This window comes from Frankia sp. CeCAU1 (genome assembly GCF_977971845.1).
In genome coordinates this window covers 1-3798 of the sequence record NZ_CDWWXA010000236.1, presented here as the reverse complement: position 1 = coordinate 3798, position 3798 = coordinate 1, and the positions used below count along the sequence as shown (strand labels likewise).

7 protein-coding genes and 1 pseudogene are annotated in these 3798 nt (G+C 70.2%); 3 read left to right on the top strand and 5 right to left on the bottom strand.

Going from position 1 to position 3798, the window contains the following annotated elements; all coding sequences use genetic code 11:
- Window positions 1-73: 73 nt before the first annotated feature.
- Both bsaP and AC08OO_RS22825 read right to left on the bottom strand, forming a co-directional pair.
- Entirely contained in the window at window positions 74-259 is a 186-nt protein-coding gene (gene bsaP, locus AC08OO_RS22830; RefSeq protein ID WP_076806814.1) for a biotin synthase auxiliary protein BsaP, read from the bottom strand.
- Between the two features lie 68 nt (window positions 260-327).
- Window positions 328-558 carry a biotin/lipoyl-binding carrier protein gene (locus tag AC08OO_RS22825; protein ID WP_011438140.1) on the bottom strand — a complete coding sequence of 77 codons (231 nt, stop codon included), beginning with the start codon at window positions 556-558 and terminating at the stop codon, window positions 328-330.
- A 157-nt stretch (window positions 559-715) separates the two neighbouring features.
- Here AC08OO_RS22825 and AC08OO_RS22820 point away from each other — a divergent pair, with 157 nt between their 5' ends.
- Both AC08OO_RS22820 and AC08OO_RS22815 read left to right on the top strand, forming a co-directional pair.
- Window positions 716-1423 (top strand): DUF5317 domain-containing protein, encoded by a 708-nt coding sequence (locus tag AC08OO_RS22820; protein WP_476611737.1) that lies wholly within the window; start codon window positions 716-718, stop codon window positions 1421-1423.
- Window positions 1423-1497, top strand: a complete 75-nt coding sequence (locus AC08OO_RS22815) for a 50S ribosomal protein bL37 (RefSeq protein ID WP_369807823.1) — start codon at window positions 1423-1425, stop codon at window positions 1495-1497. Before AC08OO_RS22820 ends, AC08OO_RS22815 begins: the two co-directional genes overlap by 1 nt.
- An 85-nt stretch (window positions 1498-1582) precedes the next feature.
- On the opposite strand, the gene rsrA is transcribed toward AC08OO_RS22815, so the two are convergent.
- The 3 genes from rsrA to AC08OO_RS22800 all read right to left on the bottom strand — a co-directional run bounded on the left by rsrA (window position 1583) and on the right by AC08OO_RS22800 (window position 3365).
- Window positions 1583-1867 (bottom strand): mycothiol system anti-sigma-R factor, encoded by a 285-nt coding sequence (rsrA, locus tag AC08OO_RS22810; protein ID WP_476611738.1) that lies wholly within the window; start codon window positions 1865-1867, stop codon window positions 1583-1585.
- Entirely contained in the window at window positions 1864-2673 is an 810-nt protein-coding gene (locus AC08OO_RS22805; RefSeq protein ID WP_476611739.1) for a sigma-70 family RNA polymerase sigma factor, read from the bottom strand. The genes rsrA and AC08OO_RS22805 overlap by 4 nt, the downstream gene beginning before the upstream one ends.
- A 62-nt stretch (window positions 2674-2735) precedes the next feature.
- A complete protein-coding gene (locus AC08OO_RS22800; RefSeq protein ID WP_476611740.1) occupies window positions 2736-3365 on the bottom strand; it encodes an alpha/beta hydrolase family protein in 630 nt (209 codons plus the stop codon).
- A gap of 185 nt (window positions 3366-3550) precedes the next feature.
- Here AC08OO_RS22800 and AC08OO_RS22795 point away from each other — a divergent pair.
- A pseudogene (locus AC08OO_RS22795) lies at window positions 3551-3798 on the top strand (methyltransferase type 11); the annotation flags it as partial.

The following is a 3798-nucleotide window of genomic DNA, read 5'->3' as shown; positions in this document are numbered from 1 at the left end:
TCCTCAACCGCAACGACGGCTACGACGACGACGTCACCCTCCTCCTCGCCCACGCCCGGCGGGGTCGGCGAGCTCAGACCGAGAGCAGCCCATGCTCCGCGCACCGGGCCGACCAACCCACCGGGGTGACCTGGACGACCATCCGCCGCCGGCAGGCTCGACAGTAGCGGGGTGGCTCCAGCTCGCGGGCCCGCCGGCAGGCCTCGTGGCTGCCCACACTGGCCAACTGACCGCAACGATCACAAAACGCGGCGTCCATAATGGGCAGCTTAGGACATTGCCCGAGGCATCGGATCTCTCAGCCGCTACCCCGCCGAACAAGGATGATCAGGCGGCGGGGAGCGGCTCGACCACGGCGATCAGGTCACCGTCCTGGACGACGTCGCCCTCCTGCACCGCGATCCGGGCGACCGTCCCGCCGTCCTCGCTGATCACGGGGATCTCCATCTTCATCGAGTCGAGGATCACCAGGGCGTCACCGGCGCTCACCGGGTCTCCCACACCGACGACGACCTTCCAGACGTTGGCCACCATCTCAGCGCGGACTTCCTCGGCCATCAGGCTCCCTTCAGCGGCGGTGAATCTGGCAAGAGCGTAGTGCGCCGAGGCTGTCCGACCAACGTCCCTGGGCCCCGGATGTATCCGGGCCGGCACGCTGGGGCGACGCGACCGCCCGGTGCTGGGACTGTCGCTCATAACACCGCACACTACGCATGTGCTCGTACTTCTGGTGCTGACCCTGCTATGCGCTCTGGGCGTCGGCCTCGCCCGCGGCGGAACTCTCGGCGCCCTCGCCCGCATCGATGTCTCCCGACCATGGCTGCTCGCCGCGGCGGTCCTGGTGCTCGCGATCGGCCGACTCGTGCCCGCCCTGCACAGCCCGGCGTGGATCGCGGCCGCCGTGGTCACAGCCCTGTTCGCCAGCGCGAACAACCGCCTGCCCGGACTCGGTCTCCTGGTCACCGGTCTCATCTCCAACGCCGCCGTCATCACCGCGAACGGCGGCCAGATGCCTGTGTCGCGGTGGGGGGCCGACCGCGCCGGTGTACCGATTTCCGACATCTTGACCTCGGCATTTCACGCGCCGGCCGGGGATGGTACGGTCCTGCGCCTGCTCGGTGACATCATCCCGCTGCCCCTGCCCTGGACGCCCGCGGTCGTCAGCGTCGGCGACGTGGCGATCGCCGCGGCGCTGGGACTGTTCGGAGCGCTGGCCCCCGTGCGGGCGTGGCGCACGTTGCAGGCCCGCCGCCACGCCAGGGCGGTGCAGTCTCCGGCCCAGGGGAACCTCGGCGATGGCTCACCGGATGGGTTCGGCGACGCCGACGAGGACGACGGCCTCGACGGACCCGCCGGTCACCTCCCGTCGGTGCGGACTGGCACGATGACTGCACGTCGAAGCAGAACGGAGGGAGATTCCTGATGGCGAAGAAGAAGCGCAAGCGGCGCGCACGGGCGAAGAACAAGGCCAACCACGGCAAGCGCCCGAACACCTGAGCCACCCGGCGGGCCGTGGCAGCCACGGCCCGCCCCCGGGCTGCCCGATACTCCGCCCGGCCCCAGCTACTCCGGCGGGCCCCAGCTACTCCGGCCGGTACTCGGCGGCCTCGATCTCCACCCGGGCGGCCCGCAGCCAGGCGAGCAGGCTCGCCCGCAGCGACTCGGGCGCACGCTCCCCGCCGCACTTACGGGCGACGAGCATCTTCACCTCGTGCTCCACCCCGAACTCGCGCAGGCAGGGGGAGCATTCGTCAAGGTGGGCCCGAATCAGATTCTGCTGCCCGCCCTCACACTCACCATCGAGATACAGAAAAACCGCGTCGAGCACTTTCCGGCAATCGATCTCGTGTGGACCGCCGCAGCTCACGACGCACCGCCCTCGCCGTCGGCGGAACCGGCCGCCACGAGCCCACGGTCCAAGGCGTACTTTTCCAAGGACTTCCGCAGACCCCGGCGACCGCGGTGCAACCGGGACATCACGGTCCCAATCGGCGTACCCATGATCTCCGCGATCTCCTTGTAGGCGAAGCCCTCGACGTCGGCGAGGTACACCGCCATGCGGAAGTCCTCGGGCAGGGCCTGCAGGGCGTCCTTGATATCACTGTCCGGCAGGTGTTCCAACGCCTCGGTCTCCGCGCTCTTGAGCCCACTGGACGTATGCGACCCCGCCTCGGCGAGCTGCCAGTCCTCCACCTGCTCGGTAGGGCTCTGCAACGGCTGGCGCTGCCGCTTGCGGTACGTGTTGATGAACGTGTTCGTCAGAATCCGGTAGAGCCAGGCCTTGAGATTCGTGCCCGCCTGAAACTGGTGGAAGGCCGCGAACGCCTTGACGAAGGTCTCCTGCACGAGATCCTCCGCGTCGGCGGGATTACGGGTCATGCGCAGGGCCGCCGCATACAGCTGGTCGAGGTAGGGAAGGGCGTCCTGCTCGAAACGGGCGCCTCGCTCCTCGGTGGTCTCGTCGACCAGGATCACTTCCTCACCGTCATGCTCCCCGGCGGCCCACCCCGCGTCCACCACACCTGACCGGGCGACACGCGACCGTCCTTCCAGAGCGGACGATACCCCGGCCAAAGCCGGAGCGCGCATCGGCGCAACGCTCGGCAAAGGCCGGCCGGCGGCGGTCCGCGACTGCGCGGACCGCCGCCGGCCGGTGCTGCTCCCAGGAGTCATGAAGCCTCCGTGACGTCGTCTGGCTGCCGGTTAGCTGTCGGCTGACTGCCCGCACAACCGGATCAGCCCGCGGATGATTCCCGCAGCCGGCCCCGCAGCCAGAATGCGCCGACCCGGGCCGCTTCGGCCACGGCCTCGCCGGGCGGACGCGCATCCCGTCGGCGGGTCCGGAAGGAGTGGTCGGCTCCCGCGACGAGATGGATCTCGCGGCCGAGTTCCGGATCGGGCCGCGGTCGCCCGAAGGAGTCCCGCTCACCCTGGACGACGAGCACCGGGACGCCCGCACCGTCGAGTTCGTCCTGCCGCGACGGCCTGGTTCTGCCTGCCGGCGTGGTTCCCGGTGGCTGGAGCGGGAAGCCGAGGGCGAGCACGCCGCACGCCTCGAGCCCGGCCGCGACCCGCATAGCCACCCGCGATCCCATCGAGGCACCGGCGAAGGCCAACGGGCGCGGCGGGCCCAGCGCCTCGACCGCGGCGATCGCGACCGCGTCGAGCCGGGCCGGGCGGTCCGGCGCCCGGCGCCCGGCGACGCGGTACGGCATCTCCAGCCGCGCCACCTGCACCCCGACAGAGGTGAGATATGCCGCAAGTTGCACGAAAAGCGGCGTGTCCGTGCCAGTCCCGGCTCCGTGCAGGAAGAGCACCGTCGACTCCGCCGTGCCGGGAACCACCAGCAGCCGTCCGCCGTCCACAGCTGTGAGCGGTCCATTACCCGGGACCTGCCCGGGGTCGGCGGCGGTGGACGGCGAATCCGGTGCGCATCTATCCGCACGAACAGGGAAGGACACCGCGTGGTCGAGCCTGGAATCTGTCAGACTTCCGCCTTGAGTGTGTGACTTACCTCGCATCATCGCCCCTCGAAGGGTAGGAACGTTTCATGCCGCCTGGCCCCGACGCCGATCCGGGTCCGTCTCGCGGACGAGCGAACACCCTGGTCTGCGAGGCTCCAGCCAACAGTGACGACCCATACTGGGCGTTCTACGAAGAGGTCGCGGCGGTCCAGCTCCGCGAATGGCTGCCGTCCCGGCCCGCGCGGGTGCTCGACGTCTCCGGCCCGCGGGCCCGCTTCGCCCGCCAGATGGTGAGCACCGGCCATCAGGTCGTCCGGGTGGTCACCAGCGCCCT